General features: G+C 66.7%; 22 protein-coding genes. 15 read left to right on the forward strand and 7 right to left on the reverse strand.

What is annotated here, in order from left to right; genetic code table 11:
- The first annotated feature begins 154 nt into the window (after positions 1-154).
- From ACLQ3J_RS12960 to ACLQ3J_RS12975, 4 genes are all read left to right on the forward strand, one after another.
- Positions 155-916 carry an SDR family NAD(P)-dependent oxidoreductase gene (locus ACLQ3J_RS12960; RefSeq protein ID WP_169653278.1) on the forward strand — a complete coding sequence of 254 codons (762 nt, stop codon included), beginning with the start codon at positions 155-157 and terminating at the stop codon, positions 914-916.
- 43 nt (positions 917-959) lie between these two features.
- Complete coding sequence (gene fabG, locus ACLQ3J_RS12965) at positions 960-1,718, forward strand: 3-oxoacyl-ACP reductase FabG (protein ID WP_407445346.1); 759 nt, start codon at positions 960-962, stop codon at positions 1,716-1,718.
- A 317-nt stretch (positions 1,719-2,035) separates the two neighbouring features.
- A complete protein-coding gene (locus tag ACLQ3J_RS12970; RefSeq protein WP_425903471.1) occupies positions 2,036-2,896 on the forward strand; it encodes an SGNH/GDSL hydrolase family protein in 861 nt (286 codons plus the stop codon).
- Positions 2,897-2,978: 82 nt separating this feature from the next.
- Complete coding sequence (locus tag ACLQ3J_RS12975; RefSeq protein WP_169622832.1) at positions 2,979-3,506, forward strand: polyketide cyclase; 528 nt, start codon at positions 2,979-2,981, stop codon at positions 3,504-3,506.
- 111 nt (positions 3,507-3,617) lie between these two features.
- On the opposite strand, the gene ACLQ3J_RS12980 is transcribed toward ACLQ3J_RS12975, so the two are convergent.
- A complete protein-coding gene (locus ACLQ3J_RS12980; RefSeq protein ID WP_169622833.1) occupies positions 3,618-4,154 on the reverse strand; it encodes an Lrp/AsnC family transcriptional regulator in 537 nt (178 codons plus the stop codon).
- Positions 4,155-4,334: 180 nt separating this feature from the next.
- On the opposite strand from ACLQ3J_RS12980, the gene hppD reads away from it, so the two are divergent.
- Positions 4,335-5,540 carry a 4-hydroxyphenylpyruvate dioxygenase gene (hppD, locus tag ACLQ3J_RS12985; protein WP_169653281.1) on the forward strand — a complete coding sequence of 402 codons (1,206 nt, stop codon included), beginning with the start codon at positions 4,335-4,337 and terminating at the stop codon, positions 5,538-5,540.
- 12 nt (positions 5,541-5,552) lie between these two features.
- Here hppD and ACLQ3J_RS12990 read toward each other — a convergent pair whose 3' ends face one another.
- The 3 genes from ACLQ3J_RS12990 to ACLQ3J_RS13000 all read right to left on the reverse strand — a co-directional run bounded on the left by ACLQ3J_RS12990 (position 5,553) and on the right by ACLQ3J_RS13000 (position 7,458).
- A complete protein-coding gene (locus ACLQ3J_RS12990; RefSeq protein WP_296549173.1) occupies positions 5,553-6,164 on the reverse strand; it encodes a TetR/AcrR family transcriptional regulator in 612 nt (203 codons plus the stop codon).
- Between the two features lie 42 nt (positions 6,165-6,206).
- Positions 6,207-6,869 carry an enoyl-CoA hydratase/isomerase family protein gene (locus ACLQ3J_RS12995; protein WP_296549175.1) on the reverse strand — a complete coding sequence of 221 codons (663 nt, stop codon included), beginning with the start codon at positions 6,867-6,869 and terminating at the stop codon, positions 6,207-6,209.
- Positions 6,870-7,014: 145 nt separating this feature from the next.
- The gene (locus tag ACLQ3J_RS13000; protein ID WP_425903472.1) at positions 7,015-7,458 is read right to left on the reverse strand and encodes an SRPBCC family protein; all 444 of its coding nucleotides are present in this window, start codon (positions 7,456-7,458) and stop codon (positions 7,015-7,017) included.
- 148 nt (positions 7,459-7,606) lie between these two features.
- On the opposite strand from ACLQ3J_RS13000, the gene ACLQ3J_RS13005 reads away from it, so the two are divergent.
- From ACLQ3J_RS13005 to ACLQ3J_RS13025, 5 genes are all read left to right on the forward strand, one after another.
- On the forward strand, positions 7,607-8,734 hold the full coding sequence (locus ACLQ3J_RS13005) for an NDMA-dependent alcohol dehydrogenase (protein WP_422423675.1): 1,128 nt from the start codon (positions 7,607-7,609) through the stop codon (positions 8,732-8,734).
- A gap of 52 nt (positions 8,735-8,786) precedes the next feature.
- Positions 8,787-9,413 carry a TetR/AcrR family transcriptional regulator gene (locus ACLQ3J_RS13010; RefSeq protein ID WP_169622839.1) on the forward strand — a complete coding sequence of 209 codons (627 nt, stop codon included), beginning with the start codon at positions 8,787-8,789 and terminating at the stop codon, positions 9,411-9,413.
- An 87-nt stretch (positions 9,414-9,500) separates the two neighbouring features.
- Positions 9,501-10,718, forward strand: coding sequence for an acyl-CoA dehydrogenase family protein (locus ACLQ3J_RS13015; protein ID WP_425903474.1), 1,218 nt, complete (start codon positions 9,501-9,503; stop codon positions 10,716-10,718).
- A complete protein-coding gene (locus ACLQ3J_RS13020) occupies positions 10,715-11,743 on the forward strand; it encodes a phosphotransferase family protein (protein ID WP_422423677.1) in 1,029 nt (342 codons plus the stop codon). Before ACLQ3J_RS13015 ends, ACLQ3J_RS13020 begins: the two co-directional genes overlap by 4 nt.
- Positions 11,740-12,477, forward strand: a complete 738-nt coding sequence (locus ACLQ3J_RS13025; protein ID WP_422423678.1) for an SDR family NAD(P)-dependent oxidoreductase — start codon at positions 11,740-11,742, stop codon at positions 12,475-12,477. Before ACLQ3J_RS13020 ends, ACLQ3J_RS13025 begins: the two co-directional genes overlap by 4 nt.
- 16 nt (positions 12,478-12,493) lie before the next feature.
- Here ACLQ3J_RS13025 and ACLQ3J_RS13030 read toward each other — a convergent pair whose 3' ends face one another.
- Positions 12,494-13,243: a ribulose 1,5-bisphosphate carboxylase large subunit gene (locus ACLQ3J_RS13030; RefSeq protein WP_425903476.1), complete on the reverse strand. Its 750-nt coding sequence runs from the start codon at positions 13,241-13,243 to the stop codon at positions 12,494-12,496.
- Between the two features lie 90 nt (positions 13,244-13,333).
- Here ACLQ3J_RS13030 and ACLQ3J_RS13035 point away from each other — a divergent pair, with 90 nt between their 5' ends.
- The 5 genes from ACLQ3J_RS13035 to ACLQ3J_RS13055 all read left to right on the forward strand — a co-directional run bounded on the left by ACLQ3J_RS13035 (position 13,334) and on the right by ACLQ3J_RS13055 (position 17,162).
- Positions 13,334-13,846, forward strand: a complete 513-nt coding sequence (locus ACLQ3J_RS13035) for a methylated-DNA--[protein]-cysteine S-methyltransferase (protein ID WP_169653286.1) — start codon at positions 13,334-13,336, stop codon at positions 13,844-13,846.
- Positions 13,833-14,348, forward strand: coding sequence for an RNA polymerase sigma factor (locus ACLQ3J_RS13040; protein ID WP_169622844.1), 516 nt, complete (start codon positions 13,833-13,835; stop codon positions 14,346-14,348). The genes ACLQ3J_RS13035 and ACLQ3J_RS13040 overlap by 14 nt, the downstream gene beginning before the upstream one ends.
- Positions 14,345-14,932 (forward strand): methylated-DNA--[protein]-cysteine S-methyltransferase, encoded by a 588-nt coding sequence (locus ACLQ3J_RS13045; protein ID WP_169622845.1) that lies wholly within the window; start codon positions 14,345-14,347, stop codon positions 14,930-14,932. Before ACLQ3J_RS13040 ends, ACLQ3J_RS13045 begins: the two co-directional genes overlap by 4 nt.
- Complete coding sequence (locus ACLQ3J_RS13050) at positions 14,929-15,786, forward strand: DNA-3-methyladenine glycosylase family protein (RefSeq protein ID WP_169622846.1); 858 nt, start codon at positions 14,929-14,931, stop codon at positions 15,784-15,786. The genes ACLQ3J_RS13045 and ACLQ3J_RS13050 overlap by 4 nt, the downstream gene beginning before the upstream one ends.
- Positions 15,787-15,869: 83 nt before the next feature.
- Positions 15,870-17,162 (forward strand): lipase family protein, encoded by a 1,293-nt coding sequence (locus tag ACLQ3J_RS13055; RefSeq protein WP_169653290.1) that lies wholly within the window; start codon positions 15,870-15,872, stop codon positions 17,160-17,162.
- Positions 17,163-17,201: 39 nt separating this feature from the next.
- On the opposite strand, the gene ACLQ3J_RS13060 is transcribed toward ACLQ3J_RS13055, so the two are convergent.
- The gene (locus tag ACLQ3J_RS13060) at positions 17,202-17,648 is read right to left on the reverse strand and encodes a nitroreductase/quinone reductase family protein (RefSeq protein WP_169622848.1); all 447 of its coding nucleotides are present in this window, start codon (positions 17,646-17,648) and stop codon (positions 17,202-17,204) included.
- Between the two features lie 140 nt (positions 17,649-17,788).
- The gene (locus tag ACLQ3J_RS13065) at positions 17,789-19,348 is read right to left on the reverse strand and encodes a bifunctional 3'-5' exonuclease/DNA polymerase (protein WP_169653291.1); all 1,560 of its coding nucleotides are present in this window, start codon (positions 19,346-19,348) and stop codon (positions 17,789-17,791) included.
- Positions 19,349-19,510 lie beyond the last annotated feature (162 nt).

The raw sequence follows: 19,510 nt of genomic DNA on the forward strand, positions 1-19,510 counted from the left end.
TCTCGCCGATATAGGCCCCAGCTATTCCACCGTTAGGCCGCATGTCTGAAAAGACATGCGGCCTAACGGGTTTCAAGAGCTTTCTGCTTTGTAAAACCGCCAGTACTGGGCTATACATCTTGTGTAGGCCCCGTCACACCGAGGAGATCATCGCATGTCTGTGCTCGACAGATTCCGTCTCGACGACCGCGTCGCCATCGTCACCGGCGCATCCTCGGGTCTCGGTGTCGCGTTCGCGCAGGCGCTCGCCGAGGCCGGGGCGGACGTCGTTCTTGCGGCGCGCCGCGTCGACAGGCTCGAGCAGACCGCCGAACTCGTCCGTGCCGCCGGGCGCCGCGCGGTAACAGTCGAGACCGATATCGCCGATCCCGACCAGGCGCAACGCATGGTCGACACGGCTGTCGAGCAGCTCGGCAAGGTCGACATTCTCATCAACAACGCAGGGATCGGCACCGCGGTACCCGCGACCAAGGAAACCCCCGACCAGTTCCGCCGCGTCATCGACATCAATCTCAACGGGTCGTACTGGGCGGCACAGGCCGCCGGCCGCGTCATGCAGCCCGGAAGCTCCGTCCTGAACATTTCGTCGGTGCTGGGCCTGACCACGGCGGGTCTTCCGCAGGCCGCCTACGCCGCCAGCAAAGCCGGCATCATCGGCCTCACCCGCGACCTCGCGCAGCAGTGGGGCACCCGGAAGGGCATCCGCGTCAACGCACTTGCGCCGGGGTTCTTCCGGACCGAGATGACCGACGAATACCAGCCGGGATACCTCGACACCATGAAATCCCGAATCATCCTGGGCCGCACCGGAGACCCGGCGGAAATCGCCGCCACTGCCGTGTGGCTGGTCTCGGAGGCGGCCGCGTACGTGACCGGTCAGACCATCGCGGTCGACGGCGGCCTCACCATCAACTGACCGCTCCACCCATCCCGACGATCCACCCCCACGGAGGTTTGCAGTGAGCTCAACAGTCCGCACCGCCATCGTCACCGGAGCCGCACGCGGTATCGGTGCTGCCGTCGCCAAGCGACTCGCCCAGGACGGCCTCCAGGTCGCTGTTCTCGACCTCGACGCCGACGCCTGCGCCGACACGGTCTCCGCCATCGAGGCGGCCGGCGGCAAGGCGCTCGCCGTGGGCGCGAACGTCGCCGACGAAGAATCCGTCGCTGCGGCCGTGGAGAAGGTCGCCACGGAACTCGGCGAGCCCACCGTGCTGATCAACAACGCCGGGATCACCCGCGACAATCTCCTGTTCAAGATGACGGTCGACGAGTGGGATTCCGTCATGGCTGTGCACCTGCGCGGTGCGTTCCTGATGTCGCGCGCAACGCAGAAGTACATGGTCGACAACAAGTTCGGACGTATCGTCAATCTGTCGAGCACGTCGGCGCAGGGAAATCGCGGACAGGTCAACTACTCTGCGGCCAAGGCGGGCATGCAGGGCTTCACCAAGACACTCTCCATCGAACTGGGCAAGTTCGGTGTCACCGCCAACGCGATTGCGCCGGGCTTCATCGAGACCGAGATGACCGCCGCTACCGCAGAGCGCGTCGGGGTGCCGTTCGAGGATTACAAGAAGGCCGCCGCGGCTCAGATCCCGGTCGCGCGCGTCGGCAAGCCCGACGACATCGCGCACACCGCCTCGTTCCTCGCATCCGAGGGTGCGGGGTTCGTCTCCGGGCAGGTCATCTACGTGGCAGGTGGACCCAAGGACTGAGGCACACCGCAGTCGGCGGCGCCGCGATCCCTGAAGCTCTCGGGGATCGCGGCGCCGCCGTTGTATGTGGCCTGCCGACCGGGTGGCGAGACCCCGTCCGACCACGAGCAACGACCCCCGACTCTTCTGAAACACGGCTGAACCGGGCGCGCTTTCCGTACAGTCGTAACGGCAATGCCGGCGGTTCCGATTTCACACGGTGAAGGCACGCGCGGCGCGTACTGCGGAGATTTCCGCGGTGCGCGCCGACGCCTGCCACAGCTGTAGAGCTCCATCGGAGGAAGCATGAATGTCGTTGTCCCGCAGTGCGGGGTCAGATGAGAAGGCGCGCCGGTGTGCGGGCAACTCTGGTGGCCGCCGTCGCGACTGTGAGCATGGTGTGGCCCGGGTCGGCGATGAGCGACACGGTGGTGGATCAAGGTGTTCGGTACGTCGCGCTCGGTGATTCGCGGGCCGCAGGACCGTACCTCGACGCAGCCGCAATGATCGGTGGATGTGCCCGTTCCGATGTGGGATACCCGGCGCTGGTGGCGCACGCACTGCGTCCCGCGTCGTTCATCAATGTGTCGTGCGCAGCCGCCCGCACCGACAACGTCACCAGAATCCCGCAGGACACGAAGACCGGACAGGTACCGCGCCAGATAGACCTGCTCGCAGCAGACACCACCCTGGTGACACTCAGCATCGGCGGCAACGACGTCGGATGGCGCACCCTGGTCTCCGCCTGTTACACCGATCTTCCGGGCGGAGATGCGCACTGCCGGTCCAATCCGAACGTCGCGACTCGAATGGCCGCCGCACTCGACGCGCTGGGTCCGAAAGTGACGGCGACGCTCGGCAAGATCCGGCAGAAGGCGTCCGGCGCGAGGGTCCTGCTCGTCGGGCACGGCGGCATCTTCGGCGACCGCGGGTGCTGGCCGAACATCCCCACCAGCGACGCCGACGCCTCCTTCGTCAAGGGGTTCTTCGGCCGGATGAACCAGGTACTCGCCGGTGCAGCCGCGAACACCGGTGCCGAATTCGTGGATGTCGCCGGGGGTTCGGAGGGGCACGACGCGTGCGCCGCTCCCGACCAGCGCTGGTTCGAGGGACAGCAGTCGCTGTCTTTTGCAGCACCGATGCATCCGACCACGGCCGGGATGCGTCATATCGCGGGACGTGTCGTGGCTGCGTGGTAGCAGGCCCGATCTCCCACAGTCCCGAGGCGGATCGGGAAGAGTAGTCCCTGTGCGACCGCGCAGGGTCGCGTGGGGAGGGCCCATGTTCGGCGACCGCTGGGGTGTGACCGACGCCGAGGTCGCCCGCCGCTACCCGTGTGACGACTTCGTCCCCGATCCGACTCTTCAGGCGTGGAGGGGCGTCACCGTGCGCGCCGCTCCGGCTGTCGTCTGGCCTTGGGTCACCCAGCTCCAGATGGCGCCGTATTCGTACGACTGGATAGACAACGGTGGCCGTCGTTCTCCGCAGAGACTGCTCGATATCCCTCCACCGGAGCCCGGCCGGCCCTTCACGCGCACGGCGAACCACCCGCAAGGACGGTTGCTCGCGGTCGAAACGCAGGTGCACTACACGGGACGGATCATGGGCGCTGTCATGTCGTATGTGCTCGTCCCCGCGGGCCCGCACACGAGGTTGCTGTTGAAGCTCGTGATGAGCGGGGCCGGCGTGCTGGCTCCGGCGATCTGTGTCGGCGACCTCGTCATGGCGAGAAGGCAACTGCTCAATCTCGCAAGGCTCGCCGAGCACACGTCGCCGCCGGACGACGCACATGGGTCCACGGCGATCTAGCTTTGGTGGGATAGTGCCCGCTATCCGGGCACTTTGTCACCAAACTTTTCACTCGACCTCCGCCGTCCCGTACCGAGTGTTCCGCCACACAACATCTTCCACCGTGCCGCATCACCGTTCCGGCACCGCTGTCGTCTGCGGTGGGCGATACGCGGGTGCCTTCGCCGACCCGCTGGGTTGGAGTGTGCGCAACAGCGGCATCACCCGGAAGGGCACGACGTTCGACAGCACCATCACGCTCGTCGAGCGGGTGATGATCGACGACCGGTTCAACTCGATGAGGGTGTGTTGTAGTCCGAGGTGGGAGTCGGCGGCGATGCGGCACAGGATGTCACCGGTTCCCGTGGTCGAAAATGCTTCCAGCACGCCGGGAATGGATTCCAGTACTTCGCGAATGGTGGCGAGTGCCCCCTGGGCGATCTCCATCGTGACGAACGCCTGGACATCGAATCCTGCGGCGGCGAGATCGACCTGTGGCCCGTATCCGGCGATGAGGCCGCCGTCTTCGAGTCGTCGCAACCGGGCAGCGCCGGTGGCACGAGCGACGCGGAGTCGCCGGGACAGTTCGAGTACTCCGATCTTGGGATCCGAGTGGAGGACTTCGAGGAGCGCGAAATCCAGTTTGTCGAGTTGCAGGACGTCACGCACGATCGTTCCTTCCCGCCGGGTCTCGGAATGTAGGCCGATTGTATAGCTGAACGGTCGGATGCCGGTGTATTCCGGTCCGGTCGACCAGTTCTGCGAGAACAGATTGCCACCGGCTCCCGACGGGTTTCTCCTGGTGACATCCGACGACGAACCACCTCGCACTCGCGGCAGGAGATCGCTATGACTCTCGAACGGGACCTCACCGATACCGAGCGACTCGCTCGCCTGGACCCGGACGAATTACGCAGGCTCGTCGGAGCCGTCGAGTACGACGCGGCACACGATCCGTTTCCGGTCAGCGGCTGGGACGCGGTGTCGTGGGTGGTCGGCAACGCCACTCAGGCGGTGCACTTCTACCAATCCGCCTTCGGTATGGATCTCGTCGCGTACTCCGGGCCCACGACGGGAAACAGTGACCATCACGCCTACGTATTGTGCAGCGGCGCGGTGCGTTTCGTGATCAAGGGAGCTGTCGACCCGGACAGTCCACTTGCCGATCACCATCGGGTGCACGGAGACGGTGTCGCCGACATCGCGTTGCAGGTTCCCGATGTCGACGCGTGCGTGGAACATGCTCGCGCACAGGGTGCCAGGATCCTCGACGAACCGCACGACGTCTCCGACGAGTACGGCACGGTACGCCTTGCCGCGCTCGCCACGTACGGCGACACCCGGCACACGCTGGTCGACCGGTCGCGATACTCGGGCGTCTATCTGCCCGGATATGTCGAACGTGTCTCCTCCTACCGCCGACACGGCGACGCGGGGGCGCGGATGTTCGAGGCACTCGACCACGTGGTCGGCAACGTCGAACTCGGCCGGATGGACGAGTGGGTCGATTTCTACCGGCGGGTCATGGGTTTCACGAACATGGCGGAGTTCATCGGGGACGACATCGCTACCGATTACTCGGCACTGATGAGCAAGGTGGTGTGCAACGGCAACCATCGTGTGAAGTTCCCGCTCAACGAACCGGCGGTCGCGAAGAAGCGTTCGCAGATCGACGAGTATCTCGACTTCTACCGCGGTCCCGGAGCGCAGCACCTCGCGCTGGCGACCCGCGACATCCTTGCCGCGGTGGACCGCATGCGAGATCAGGGCATCGAATTCCTGCCCACACCCGATGCGTATTACGAGGACCCGGAATTGCGTGCACGCATCGGGGCCGTCCGGGTTCCGGTCGAGGAATTGAAGAAGCGCGGCATCCTCGTCGATCGTGACGAGGACGGATACCTGCTGCAGATCTTCACCAAGCCGGTAGGGGATCGCCCCACGGTGTTCTTCGAACTCATCGAGCGACACGGTTCCGCCGGATTCGGCAAGGGCAATTTCAAGGCCTTGTTCGAAGCTATCGAGCGGGAGCAGGCGGCGCGCGGCAACTTCTGACGACGCGCACGGTCATCGGTCCGGTGCCGGCGGCGACTCCGAGACGATTCCGCGCACCGCGAGCGAGAGTGCGTGACGTGCGAGTGGATCGGACACGTTGCCGGACCCGAGCAGGAGCGCCCCGGGCAGGTCGACGACGCAGTACTTCACGAGGGTGAGTGCGGTCGCATCCTCCCTGCCCCACTGTTCGACGGCGAGCACGGTGAGCAGGGTGGTCAGGGTGCGTCGCAGTCCGGCCAGCTGGTCGCGCTGAGACTCTGCGAGGTCCGGGGTGCGCAGATCGTCGAGGGTGACCGCGAGCAGCAGTTGCGCGCCGAACTCGTCGCGCTCCGCATAGGTGGCCGGCGCGAGCGCTGCCGCGACGATCGCTTCCGTGGGGCCGGAGGCCGTCAGGGTGCTGTCGGCGATGTCGCGCTGGAACTCGAGGAATCGGGTGGCCTCGCGTGCCCACACGGACGCCAGCAGACCGTCCCGGGAGCCGAACGCGTTGTAGATCGCACCGTTCGATGCTCCCGAGACGTCGCTGAGTGCCCGGATCGTCACGCCGGGTGTGCCTCGCCGTACCCATAGGTGGCGCGCGTGATCGAGCAGATCGTCGAGGTCGTGCCGGCGAGGTCGTCCCACGGTGTCCCTATCGGTCGGCGGGGTGTGCAGGTGTGGTGACGGTCAGCCCATCGGCTGCTGGAGGGCTGCGACGGCCGAGGTGAACATCGTCTGCTTGATCGCACCCAGCGTCTTGCGGTCCTTGCCTGCGAGAGACCGGACGATGTCGGCCGCACCGGTCTGCAGATCGTCGAGGCCGGCGACGGCGTCCACGAGACCGTCCTGGAGGGCCTGCGGTCCGGGGTAGCGATGTCCGGTGGTCATCGCGGTGACTGCCGTGCGGGGGGTGAGTTTGCTGGTGATCAGGGAGGACATGCCGGGCGTGAACGGGATGTGGATGTCGACTTCCGGGAAGCACAGGTAGCCGCGGTCGTCTCGCATGATTCGGTAATCGTGTGCCATCGCCAGCATCGCCCCTGCTCCGAAGGCGTGTCCGTTCAGGGCCGCGACCGTCGGCACGGGCAGGGTCAGGACGCGCGCGAACAGAGCATGGACGCGGTCCACGTAGGACGTGTACTCGTCCAGGTGCTGCCCGAGCCAGTCGAGATCCAGGCCGTTGGAGTAGAACTTTCCGGAACCGATCGTGACCAGTGCGGCCGCGTCGGTGCCGGCCTCGAGTTCGTCGAGGCACTTCTCGACGGCGGTGAGCCACTCCGGGCCGAAGCGGTTCTCGTCGTCACCGAGGTTCAGCGTCCAAATCGGGCCGTCCTGAGTGATCGATGGCATGTGTGACCCCTTTCGTAGGCAGGTCCGCAACGACGGTGGCGGAACAGCGCCGACCATAACAGAGCGGATGCTCTAAAATGGATCTTCCTCGTGCATGCCGCTGTCCCGGGCGGAGGTGAACGGTGCCTCGAATAGGGGATCCTGGTCAGGCCAGGTCGCGAAGCTGACTGCGCAGGGCCTGCTCGGTGTGCCGGACGGCGGTGCCCACGATCGGCCCGATCAGCTTGCCCAATGCCATTCCTGCCAGACCGCCCGGCAATTGGTATGCGAAATCGACGTCGAGCCGGGTCCTTTCGTCGCCGATCTCGATGAAGCGCCACGTCGAGGCCGACCGCATGCCCGCCACGGACTCGAGGGCGAGGGAGCGGCCGAATTCCCATTCGACGACCTCGACCCGCGAGTCGAGAGTCTTGGGTCCCACGCGCATTGTTGCGTCGTAGACGGTTCCCAGGCCGCTGACCTGCGTGCCCACGGGCTGGAATCGGGTCATTCCGAACATCCACTCGGGAACGGTCCGGTGGTCGTCGACGTAGGCGAAGGCGACGTCGGCCGGAATCTCGGCTGTCGCGCTATGGCGGAGATGGATCATGTCACCGGTCCTTCGAGGTAAGTGCGACGGAGGGTACGGGGAACCGCAGCGCCGGGACAGGGGGATTCCCGAACCCATTGCCCGATCGTCCGCGCAGTGCTTGAATTCGGCGTGACGCACATCACAATTATCCTGCTCAGGAGGCCCGGTGAAGACGAAAGCGGCAGTGATCAAGGGAATCGACCGCCCGTGGGAGATCGAGGAGATCGACCTCGGCGACCCGGTGGCGGGTGAGGTGCAGGTCCGTTTGGCTGCCTCGGGCCTGTGCCACTCGGACGAGCATCTCCGCACGGGCGCAACTCCGCTTCCGTTCTTCCCGGTTCTGGGCGGACACGAGGGTGCCGGCGTGGTCACCAAAGTCGGTCCGGGAGTGACGACCCTCGAGGAGGGTGACCACGTCGTCCTCGCATTCATCCCCGCGTGCGGCCGCTGCCGATCGTGCGCCAAGGGCTTGCAGAACATCTGCGACGAGGGAGCGGGCCTGCTCACCGGGCAGGCGATCTCGGACAAGACTTATCGCGCGAGCTTGAACGGCGACCCGGTCCTGCAGATGTGCCTGCTCGGCACTTTCGCCCCGTACGTCACGGTCAACGAAGCCTCGGTGATCAAGATCGAGAAAGACATTCCGCTCGAGAAGGCCGCACTCCTCGGCTGCGGGGTCGCTACGGGATGGGGTTCGGCCACGGAAATCGGCGGAACCAAGCTCGGCGACACCGTCGTGGTCGTCGGTATCGGCGGCGTCGGCATCAACTCGGTTCAGGGCGCGGCTCACGCGGGCGCCCGGTTCGTCGTCGCAATCGATCCCGTCGAGTACAAGAGGCAGAAGGCGAAAGAATTCGGCGCAAGTCACACGTTCTCGTCACTCGAGGAGGCGGCGCCGGTGATCGGTGAGATCACCTGGGGCGCAATGGCCGATGTCACGATCATCACTGTGGGGGAGATCCACGGGGACATCATCGCGCCCGCGCTCTCGGTCACGGCGAAGGGTGGGCAGGTCGTCGTCGTCGGAATGGGCAACGCAACCGACACGCAGGTCACTCTGAGTCTGTTCGAACTGACGCTTCTCCAAAAGAGACTGCAGGGCGCCATTTTCGGCGGCACAGGTCCGCGTTCGCAGATCCCGAAACTGCTCGACCTCTACCGCAACAAACAACTCGATCTCGACGGCCTCGTCACCAACACCTACAAACTCGAGGACATCAACCAGGGGTACGAAGATATGCACGCGGGCAAGAACCTGCGCGGCCTCATCGTCTACGGAGACGACGACTACTGACCCCGCTCCGCTCGGGTGAGGTGGCCGGGGACCGTCCCCTACGGTGTTGTCCATGGACATGCATGAGGATCCGGTCTCCGGCGACGTCGGGTCGTGGCGGCGTTACGGACCCCCGACCTTGCCGAAACCTCTTGCGGCGGCCCTCGAAGCGTTCGCCGAACGCGGGTACGACGGCACCTCGATCCGGGAGATCGCGTCGAGGGCTGGATTGTCGGTGCCTGGGCTGTACCACCATTACCCGTCGAAGCAGGCCCTGCTCGTCTCGCTCACCACCACCGTGATGCACGACCTGCTCGACCGCAGCCGCCGGGCGCTCGCCGAGGCCGGCCCGACACCGTCGGAGCAGTTCGACGCCGTGGTCGAATCGCTCCTGCGTTTCCATATGGTCCGGCGGGATCAGGCGTTCGTGGCATCCACCGAGATGCGCAGTATGGAACCCGCGAGCCGTGCGGCCTTCGTCGCCTTGCGCGACGAACAGCAGCGCATGCTCGACGGGATCGTCGAAGGCGGGGTGGCGACCGGGGAGTTCACGACTCCGTATCCCAAGGACGCCAGCCGCGCGGTGACGACGATGTGTGTCGGTGTCGCGAGCTGGTATCGCCCGGACGGCCCGTCGAGTCCCGATGACATCGTCCATCGGTACCTGGTCATTGCACGGAGCACCGTCGGGGCGCGGTAGAGCCGGGGTTGACCCACTCTCCGGGATATGCCACCGTAGCGGTCACCGAGCGATCGATCGGTCGGTTGGTCTGGAAGGAGTATCAGCATGGCGGTCGACCTGGCCTACCCCGAGCACGTGCAGGATCTCGTGGCTCGAACCGAAGCGTTCGTTCGCGACGAAGTGCTTCCCGTCGAGGACGCCCATCGGGGCGACATCGCCGCAGCGGGTGGCGATTCCGTACGGGTGGCACTGCAGAGCGCCGCCAAGACAGCGGGTGTCTTCGCCCCCCATGCGCCGGTCGAGTGCGGCGGCCAGGGCCTCGGGATGGTGGACCGAGCTCCCGTGTTCGAGGCGGCCGGCTACTCCCTGTTCGGCCCCGTGGCCCTGAACATCGCCGCTCCCGACGAAGGCAACGTGCACATGCTCGCGCATATTGCGAGCGACGAACAGAAGAGCCGATACCTGGCTCCTCTCGCTGCGGGCGACATGCGCTCGGCCTTCGCGATGACCGAACCGGCACCCGGCGCCGGCGCCGACCCCAACGCACTCACGACCCGCGCCGAGAAGGCGACGGGAGGCTGGAAGATCAACGGCCGCAAGCACTTCATCACAGGGGCGGACGGCGCCGGATTCTTCATCATCATGGCCCGCACCTCCGGGGAGCCGGGGCAGCGCGGCGGAGCGACGATGTTCCTCGCTCCCGCGGACTCCGACGGGCTGAAGGTCGGTCGTCACATCGAGACGCTCGACAAGTCGATGATCGGCGGACACTGCGAGGTCGACTTCGAGGATCTGTACGTCCCGGACAGCGCAGTGCTCGGTGAAGTGGATCAGGGATTCGCCTACGCGCAGGTCCGGCTCGGCCCGGCTCGCATGACACACGTCATGCGCTGGCTCGGTGCCGCCCGGCGCGGTCACGACACCGCGCTCCGGTATGTGGCAGGACGTGAAGGATTCGGCTCCAAGCTCGGTGATCTCGGCATGATCCAGAAGATGGTCGCCGACAACGAGATCGACATCGCAGCGACCCGGGCTCTGCTGGTGCAGGCATGCTGGGAACTCGACCGGGGATCGCACGCCGCGAACGCCACGTCCATCGCCAAGACCTTTGCCGCCGAGGCCATCTTCCGCATTGTCGATCGTTCGGTCCAGATGTGCGGTGGTCTCGGGGTTTCCGAAGATCTCCCCCTCGCCAGGCTCTCGCGCGAGGTCCGCCCGTTCCGCATCTACGACGGACCGTCCGAGGTGCACCGCTGGGCCATCGCAAAGCGTGCCGTCGGTGCGGCGCGCAAGGCCGCCGCAGCCGAAGAAGCAGCGAAGTGACCGCGGTGCACAAGGGGCTCGACCTCGTCGCCCTCGACCGATTCTTGCGTCGATCCGGGGTTGCGGTCGACGGCGAACTGCGGGCAGAACTCATCTCCGGCGGGAAATCCAATCTCACCTACGGCATCCTCGACGACACATCCCATTGGGTCCTGCGGCGACCACCCACGGCGGGACTGACACCGTCGGCACACGACGTCGCCCGTGAATACCGCATCACGTCCGCGCTGCAGGGCAGTGCGGTGCCGGTCGCGCGCACCGTCGCGCTGTGCGAGGACGACTCCGTGATGGGCGCACCGTTCACGGTGGTGGAGTACGTCGGGGGGCGCGTCGTACGCAGCAAGGACGACCTCGATTCGCTGTCCGATACCGACATCGACCGCTGCACAAGCGAACTCGTGCGCGTGATCGCCGAGCTCCACGCCGTCGACTACGAAGCCGTGGGGCTGGGCGGGTTCGGACGGCCCGACGGGTACGTCACCCGCCAGGTGAAGCTGTGGCAGAGCCAGTGGGACAGGGTGAAAACCCGGGAACTTCCCGATGTCGAGCGGCTGCACGCCGCACTCGCGGACTCGATCCCGGAGTCGCCCGCCCCGTCGATCGTGCACGGTGACTACCGTATCGACAATACGATTCTCTCTCACGACGACGTGGGAAGCGTTGCAGCCGTGGTCGACTGGGAGCTGTCCACTCTCGGCGACCCGCTGACCGACCTCGCCATGATGTGCGTGTACCGGCATCCCGCGCTCGACCAGGTGCTCGGGTTCCCCGCAGCCTGGACCAGCAACAGGCTGCCGTCGGCGGACGACCTCGTCGAGCGATACGCCACCGTCTCGGGACGCGACATCGCCCACTGGAGTTTCTACATGGGCCTCGCCCACTTCAAGCTCGCCGTCATCGCCGAGGGCATCAATCATCGCTGGCGGGCCGGCGCGACCGTCGGCGACGGGTTCGACCGCGCGGGTGACGCGGTGCCCGCGCTCGTCGCCGCAGGACTCGACTTCGTGACGGGAGCAGGTTCGTGATCGCGAGCGCCCTCGTCACCGGGGCGACACGGGGCATCGGCCTCGGCGTCGCCACCCGCCTCGCGGAGCGCGGATTCGCGCTGACGATCTCCGCCCGGGACGCAACCCGGCTCGACGAGGTCGCCGCTCTGTTGCGGGATGCGGGTGCGACGGACGTCCGGACCGTCGCCGCCGACCTGGCGGACCCCGACGCCGCGGGCAGGGTGGTCGCCGCACACGCCGACGCGTTCGGCGCGATGAAGGCCCTGGTACTCAACGCGGGTGTCGGCACCGCCGGCACCATCGCCGAGTTCCCCTCCCGCCGGTTCGACAAGACGGTGGCAGTCAACCTCAACGCGCCGTTCGCTTTGATGCAGGCGGCACTGCCGCTGCTGCGGTCCGGTGCGCGGAACGATCCGGGTCGCGGCGCGAAGGTGATCGCGCTCGCGTCCGTCGCCGGTGTGTACGCCGAAGCCGGTCTCGCCGCGTACGGCGCGACGAAGGCCGCACTCGTGTCGCTGGTGGAAACCCTCAACGCCGAGGAATCGGGTAACGGCGTCTCGGCGTCCGCAATCGCTCCCGGGTATGTCGACACCGACATGTCCGAGTGGATCAAAGACCGGATCCCGGCGGAGGACATGCTCGAGGTCGGCGACGTCGTCGAGCTCGTCGACGCACTGCTGAAGTTGTCGTCGCGCGCGGTCCTGCCCCGGCTGGTGCTCAGCCGCGCGGGAGCGAGTCTCTACAGCGCCTGACCTTCCCGCCTGCGCATCACTCGTCGTCCGAGTTCTCCTTTTCTTCGCCTCGCCGGCGAAGGAAGTTGAACCCGGGCACGCCGGTGATCGCCTGACGGAGGTCCTTCACGACGCAGAGCAACTCGTGGATCTCCGGCGCGACCGTGTCGAGCGTGCCGAGGATCGGCATGATCATGTTCATTCGCTCGGACAGCTCGGGAAGCCGGTCGAGCATGAGGATTGCCGCGTGCACTTCCTCCGGCGACAGTTCCTCGATGAACTGGGCCGCGAGGGGCGCAGCCTGACGTGCGAGGGGCTCGTAGGTCTCGAGGAGTTCGCTCGCGATGTCGGCACTTCGTCCGGCGGAGTCGATGATCGTGCGGGCGTCCCCGGCGACGAGAGCGACCTCTCCGACGACCGTCCGGGCCTGCCCGGCGACGGTGCCGACATCTCCGACGATGGCCTCGGCTTGCGTGGCGACGGTGCCGACCTGGCCGACGATGGTGCGCGCTTGTCCGGCGACCGCGTCGGCGTCCGCGACGACCGAAGTCGTCGACGCGATGATCGCCTCGACCCGAGCGACCGCCACTGCGGCATCGTCGACCACGGCGTCGACGCGCCGGATCAGCGATTCGACATTGTCGAGCAGCGCCTCGGCACGGGCGGGCACCGACACCGCGAAGGTGGCGGTGGCGACTGTGCGCTCGACCACCGTGCGCGTGGCACCGAGAAGGGAACCGACGAGAGGGACAGCGGGTAAGGCGATCATCTCGCCATCTTTCACCACGGCGGCCACGGTGCGACAGCAACCTCACGTTTCGGTCGTCCCGTGCGTCTACTCGATGTGAACCTTGCATCGGATGGAAGGATCGAACCCGTGACCGCATCGCGCACGCACACCCTGATCGACACCCCGATCGGTGAGTTGACGTTGGTCAATACCGACGGCGTCCTGTCGGGCCTGTACATGGTGGAGCACCGTCCTTCCCCCGATCGCACTTCCTTCGGGTCCCGGACCACCGAAGGGTTCGACGAGGCGCGGACACAGTTGGACGAGTACTTCGCAGGTGAACGCACCCGCTTCACTCTTCCGCTCGCACCGGCCGGCACCGACTTCCAACGGACGGTGTGGGCCGCGTTGGCGGAGATCGAATACGGCACAACCTGCACCTACACCGCCGTTGCGGCCGCGGTGGGACGGCCCACCGCGGTTCGCGCGGTGGCCGCGGCGAACGCGAGGAACCCGTTGTGCATCGTGGTCCCGTGTCATCGGGTGATCGGGAGCAGCGGCAAGCTCACCGGATATGCCGGGGGTCTCGACCGCAAGCGCCTGCTGCTCGATCGGGAAGCGGCGTTCCGGAGGGCACAGGCCACTCATGCCCCGGTCTGACACGACGGAGCCCACACATCTACCCCCGTTCGAACGGGTGGTCGCCGACCACGGTCCGACGGTATCGAGGGTGTGCAGGGCTCTGCTGGGTCCCACCGACGCAGACGACGCGTGGTCCGAGACGTTTCTCGCGGCGTTGCGTGCGTACCCCGCCCTGCGGCCCGGCAGCAATATCGAAGCGTGGCTGGTCACCATCGCCCACCGCAAGGCGATCGACGTGCACAGGCTGCGTGGTCGTGCGCCTGTGCCGACGGAGATCGTCCCCGAACGCCCCGCAACAGCGGGATTGCCGGGATCAGGCGACGACCAACTGTGGTCGGCGGTGGCGGCGCTGCCGTTCACGCAGCGCGCAGTGCTGGTGTATCACTACGTGGGCGGGTTGCCGTATGCCGAGATCGGCGCGATTCTCGGCAACAGCGCCGACGCGTCCCGGCGAGCCGCCGCCGACGGCCGGGAAGCGTTGCGCCGCTCCTATCACGCCGAAACAGGAAGCCGCTCATGAACTTTCCTATCCCGTCGGTGTCTACTTCCGATCTGGCCTGGCTGCACGACAAACTCGTCCTCGACGCCGAAGCCGCAGGGTTGCTGGATGTCGCCTACCGCGTCGTCGATACTCCGGTGGGTCCGCTGCTGTTGGCGTCCACCACGGTGGGGCTCGTGAAGGTGGCCTTCGTCGCGGAGGGCGAGGACGCCGTGCTCGACGAACTCGCCCGGCAGATCGGGCCACGCATCCTCGACGCACCCGCCCGGTTCGACGACGCGGTACGTCAGCTCGACGAATACTTCGGCGGCACTCGCACCGCGTTCGATCTCCCTCTCGACTTTCGTCTCGCGACAGGCTTTCGGCGGGAGGTGATCTCGCGGCTTGCCGACATCGAGTACGGACGCACCGCCAGCTACGCGGACGTTGCCGCATCAGCGGGAAGTCCTCGAGCGGTGCGTGCCGTGGGGACGGCATGCGCGAAAAACCCCTTGCCGGTGGTTCTCCCGTGTCATCGCGTCGTCCGCACCGACGGAGGACTCGGGCAGTACGCGGGCGGTGTGGAAGCCAAACAGATCCTGCTGCGGCTCGAAGCCGCCGCGTGATCACTGTCGCCCGGCTCCCGGTGGCGCTCCCATTTTCGGTGCGTCCACTGCTCGCCACCATGCGGAGCCATGCGGTTCCGGGGCACGAACGTCACGATGTAGCCACCGGAACGCACTGTATTGCGCTGCGCACCGCGCACGGTATTGCGAGCGCGGCCGTGACACTCCGCGCCGATACCGGCAGCGTGGTGGCGCGGATCGATGCGCCGCGCCGGGCCGACATCGCAGATGTCGAAGCGGCGGTGCGCCGTTGGCTCGACCTCGACGCCGACCCCACCGTCGTCGACGCCGCGCTTGCCGCCGATCCTGTCCTTGCTCCATTGGTGCGAGCCCGGCCAGGCCTGCGGGTGCTCGGCAGTACCGACTGGTTCACCACGGCCGTGCAGACGATCCTCGGGCAACAGGTGAGTGTCGCGGCAGCAGCCACTTTCGCGGGGCGGCTCGTCGCGGCGTTCGGCGACGACGCGCCAGGTGGATTGCGGTGCTCTCCGACACCGCAACGGATCGCTGCCCTCGCGCCGGAAGATCTGCGTGCGGCGATCGGCACCACACGGTCTCGGGCGAACACCCTGCTGGTCTTGGCCCGAGCGGTATCCGACGGCCTCGATCCCGCGTCGGCGTCCTTTTCCCGTGATCTGCTCGCGCTGCCCGGAATCGGGCCGTGGACCGTCGACTATCTCGCCCTGCGAACCGGCGACCGCGATGCGTACCCCGCCGGTGACCTTGTGCTCCGGCGCGCCCTCGAGGTCGGCACCGCACGCGAAGCGACTGCGCTCGCGGCACAGTGGCAACCGTGGCGTGCCTACGCGGTTGCTCATCTGTGGGCGCATGCAACATTGAATCGGCACCCGTAACGCCCGAACGCACGTATTCTTCGACCAGTCCGGAATGTGCCAGCAGTCCGTCAGCAGTACCCGAGACGGGGGTGTAGACCGCCATGTCGACGAAGCCACGCGTCACGTCCGGTCTGTTGTGGCGGTGTATCGCGTGCGTGACAGTTGCCGTCACGGCCATGGTTCTCGGCGCGGGCAGCAGTGTGGCACAGCCGATCCCGGAGCCCCTGCCTTCGCAGGATCCGTTCTACACCTATGACGGTCCGCTGGCGGATTTCGCTCCGGGCACGATTCTTCGCTCCAGGCCCTCGGTGTTTGCCGCACCGGGTGTCACCACGCCGGTCACCAGCACACAGGTCCTCTACCGTACGACCGACCAGCAGGGCGAGCCGACCGACACCGTTGCGACTGTGCTTCAACCGCTCGCACCGGGGCCCACCAAGCTCATTTCGTTCCACATGGCGTACGACGCACTCGGATCCGAGTGCGATCCCTCCTATACGTTGACCGGGAGCGCTGACAGTGGTGTGTCGCTTGCGGAGCAGACCGTCATCGCCGGATATATCGCCGCGGGATACACCGTTGTGGCTCCCGATTACGAAGGGCCGGAACTGGAGTGGACGGTCGGACGCGAATCGGCGTACGCGGCACTCGACGGGATCAAGGCTACCGAAGAACTGCTGTCGCTTCCCGATTCGACGCCCGTCGGCCTGATCGGCTACTCCGGTGGATCGGTACCGACCCAGTGGGGCGCCGAGGTGGCGCCGAGTTACGCGCCCGAACTGAATATCATCGGCGCTGCCGCCGGCGGCGTGCCGGTCGATCTCGCACACAACCTGCCCTACGTCAGCGGTAGCGCGAAATGGGCGGGCGTGATTCCGGCTTTGGTTGTGGCCTATCAGCGTACATACGACCTCGACACGGACGCGTTTCTCTCCGACCGGGGCAAGCAGGTCGTCGCCGAGGTTGCCAACCGGTGCATTGCGGAGTTCGCGTCCGACTATCCGGGGCTCACCGACGCGGATATGGTTCGTGCGCCCTACCGGTCGTTGCTCGACGTCCGAGAAGTGGCGATCGCGATCAACGACAACATCATGGGCACCGCCGGTACCCCGATTGTTCCGATGTTCCTGGCTGTCGGCCACAGCGACCCGATCGGCGACACCATCATGGTGACCGGCGACGTCGAAGGGCTTGCCCATACGTACTGCACTCGCGGAGTCGCGGTGGCCTATTCCCAGTACGACGGCCTCGACCACGAGGAGGCATTCGTTCCGTTCCAGGCGCAGGCGGCCGAGTTCCTGAACAGTCGCTTCGCCGGCGACAACGTCCGAAACGACTGTGCCTCGATCGGAGTCGGAAATTCGCTCGCGCCTGTTCCGGTGCCCGCAGGCTGATGTCGGGGCTCAGGTTCCTCCGGACCGTGCCGCGTGCGACTAGGCGAGTGCGAAGACCGGGAAACCTGGTGCGATAGCCGCCAACTCGTCATCGCTGGAGTTTTTGGTGACACCGTCGAAAAATTTCCCGACTTCCCAGCCCCACCGTTGCAGATACTCGCGCAGCACCGGGATCTTGTCGGCGTCCGCAACTTCGGAGGCGCTGAATTCTTCGACGCGACGCCCGAGGCGAAGTTCCCCGGTGCCGGCTACCCGCAGATTGCGCACCCATTGCGTGTGGCCGCGCGGGGCGACGAGGTAGCGCCTGCCGTCGGAGGTGGTCAGCACATTGACCATGGTGGTGCGCCATTCGCCGCTTTTCCTGCCGCGCACTGCGAGCAGGCGAGAGCCCGCGACGCTGATTCCGAGCTTGGGAAGTGTGTTGAAGAACCGGTTCATGATCGAGTCCAGTCCGGTGGGACCGATGTAGCGGGTGGAGGCATCCACGACGTTTCCTCACTCTCATTCAGAGAGCGGTGCTCTCTGTTGAGAGCCAGTGTGCGCCGGTTGGCGGGGCAGAGTCAAGAGCAGTGCTCTCTGTTGCCGTGTCGCCTGCCCGGGACCGGCCCGTCACCACTGCGAGACGCTTACTCCGGGTCGTCGGCGTAGGTCGTGCGCACGGCTGTCTTCATCGGAAAGCGGACCCGCGTATTGCCGAACATCAATCGGGTGGCGACGTCGACCGACGCGGAGATGTGCGCGGACGCGAGCGCGGGGTTGCGGGTGTGCACCACGACTTCGTCGTGCTGGAAGAACACGAGCTCGCCTGCGGTCGGGTCGGGATCGGTGGTCAGCCGTCGCCGCAGTTCGGCGAGGAGGCACAGCGCCCACTCGGCGGCAGTGGCCTGCACGACGAAGTTCCGGGTGAAGCGGCCGCGGGCACGGACGTCGGGCCCGGACTGAAAACCCGGCGGTGCGGGCGGGCAGGCGCGCCCGAGCCACGAATGCACGACCTCCCCGCGTTCACCGGCCTTCGCTGCACGCTCGACGAATTCCACCGCGTCGGGAAAGCTCTTTCGAAGGACAGCGAGCAGCGACCGGGAGTCACCGGAGGTCGCGCCGTACAGCACTCCGAGCACCGCGACTTTCGCCTTCGCGCGGTCGCCGGCGAACGCAGTGGCGGCAACGGGTGCGTACAGGTCGTCCTCGCCCGCGGCGGCGACCATCCGGGGATCACCGGACATCGCCGCGAGGATCCGCGGCTCGAGTTGCCCCGCATCGGCGACGACGAACGTCCACCCGGGGTCGGCAACCACACTCGAGCGGAGCGCTTTCGGGATCTGAAGTGCACCGCCGCCGCGGCTTGCCCAGCGGCCCGAGACGACGGCGCCGGGGACATAGACCGGCCGGAACCTGTTGCCGTGCACCCAAGTATCGAGCCAGTGCCACCCGTTGGTGCTGAACAGTTTCGCCAGGTCGCGGTGCCGGAGAAGCAGCGGCACCGCAGGATGGTCGATCTCCTGCAGGATGTGCTTGCGCGTGGACTGCACTTCGATGCCTTCGCGCCGGAAGGCGTCGAGTACCTCGGTATGCGAGGCGGGATTGACCGGGCGGCCGAACGCCGACCCGATCTCCTCGGTCACGGCGACGATGCCGGCGGGCATCTCGTAGCCGGTGGGCCGTGGTCCGAGAGTGCGTTCGAGGTGTCGTCGATGGGATTCGGCCGAGAACGGCAGTCCGCCGAACCCCATCTCGGCAGCGGCCAACGTCCCCGCCGACTCCGCGGCCACGAGTAACTCCAGACGGGGATCACCGGTGATGCGGCGGCGCTGGTCGGCGAACCGGGAGATCACGGTGTCGAGGTCCACGGCCGGTGCTGCGTCGAACAAGCCTGGTCGCTCGTCGACCGGGTCGTCGGCGGGCGGAGGGGGTAGGCCCTCGCGCGTGCTCAGGATTGCGCCCGTCGTCGCCAGGTCGTGGCATCGCTGGACGCGCACGCCGGCACGAACGAGTTCGCCGTACACCGACGAAGTGGACGTCCACACCCATCGGGGACGATCGGTGGCTTCGATCTCGGCCACCGCGGCGGCGAGGTCGCGATGCTGTCGCACCGCTGCGTCGGGGGTTCCGTTCTCGTCGACGGTGACGGTACTGGCGCCGCGTACGGCACCGCTACCGGATGGATGAGGAACGACAACCGTGCGCACCGCTCAAGTGTGCCTCTCGAGGTGTGGCTCTTCTCCGCCGCCCGGCCTCCGGCCCGTCGGGCCCAAGATCGTCTTCACCCCCCGTTTCACCCAAGACCGGCGGCCCCGGGCTCCGCAGCGCGGCTACGGTGGTCGTGCGGAGCCCCGCCGCAACCCCGACAT

It is taken from the genome of Rhodococcus sp. DT1 (assembly GCF_049844875.1).
Classification (GTDB): Bacteria; Actinomycetota; Actinomycetes; order Mycobacteriales; family Mycobacteriaceae; genus Rhodococcus.